At 44.0% G+C, this 1,277-nt stretch carries 1 protein-coding gene; it reads right to left on the bottom strand.

Annotated elements, in window-relative coordinates; all coding sequences use genetic code 11:
- Nucleotides 1-46: 46 nt before the first annotated feature.
- A protein-coding gene (locus ACT3RN_RS15650) for an IS3 family transposase (protein ID WP_192520996.1) occupies nt 47-1,212 on the bottom strand; the annotation gives its coding sequence in 2 pieces (ribosomal slippage) (nt 47-954 and nt 954-1,212; 1,167 coding nt in all).
- Nucleotides 1,213-1,277: the final 65 nt, after the last annotated feature.

Consider the following 1,277-nt stretch of genomic DNA (forward strand, 5'->3'; position numbering starts at 1 on the left):
TGACCCCTGCTGTCAAATCCGTATAACTAAACTTGGGAGATTTTGATTACGCAGCATGACGATAATAGTCAAACCACACCTGTCTTGGCGATTTATAGCCTAAACCCTTTTGAATTCTCGTTTGGTTGTAGTACAACTCGATATATCTAATGATATCGGTAATGGCGGCAAATCTGGTCTTATAGTCCTGATGATATATTAACTCATTCTTTAATACGCCCCAGAAGCTCTCTATAGGTGCGTTATCAAAGCAGTTACCTTTAGCGCTCATTGAGCCTGCAAGCTGATGCTGCTTGATGATCTTATGGTAGGCATGACTACAGTACTGACTGCCTCTATCAGAGTGAACGACTAGCCCTTTACTGGGTCGTTTGTTCTTGATGGCCATGTTCAATGCTTTGCATACTAGATCTGCTGTCATGCGTTTGTTGATGGCGTAACCGACAAGCTCTTTAGTGTATAAGTCTTTAACGCCTGCTAAATACAGCCAACCCTCAAGCGTCCAAATATAGGTGATGTCACTGACCCACGTTTGGTTAGGGCGACTGGCATCAAACTTCTGATCCAGTACGTTTGGATAGATCAGCTTGTTGTGATTGGAGTCGGTAGTGACTTTAAAGCGCTTGTGGCGACGGCATTTGATGCCATGTTCCTCTTTAATGCTTCTAACCATGTATAGGCTAATGTCATGGCCTTGCTCGGTGAGCGTTGCATGCAAACGTTCATAACCATAACGTTCTTTACTTTGACTGTGAGCGGCTTTAACGAGTAGCTCGCAATGGTTGCGATGTATCTGCTGCTCGCTGATATCGCGACTCAGCCAGTCGTAGTAACTTGAATGCTTAATCTTTAGCACACGGCACATAGTGGTGATGCTAAAGAAGTGCTGGTTATCTTTGATAAAGGCGTACCTGACTAGCTGTGCTTTGCAAAGTACGCCGTCGCCTTTTTTAATATCTCTCGTTCCTCTTCGGCTACTTTAAGCTGTCGTTTGAGGCGCTTGTTCTCTTCAATCACGGCTATGAGCTGTGGATCGTACTGCTCTGTTCCTACAAGCTTGCCTTGGTTGGCTTTGTTATGCCAATTAGATAAGGTCTGCATGGCGATGCCAAGCTGCTTTGCGGTCGCTGAGATATTGCCATTATTGTTTGCTATCTTCTTAACGGCTTCTGCTTTAAATTCTGTGCTGTAAGTTCTGATTTTCTTGGTCATGGTAAACTCCTGTGAATACGCTTAGTTTACCAAGTTTAGTTGTACGGTTTCTTCAGCATAGCTCA

It is taken from the genome of Psychrobacter sp. AOP5-GZ1-6 (genome assembly GCF_052376345.1).
Lineage (GTDB): Bacteria > Pseudomonadota > Gammaproteobacteria > Pseudomonadales > Moraxellaceae > Psychrobacter.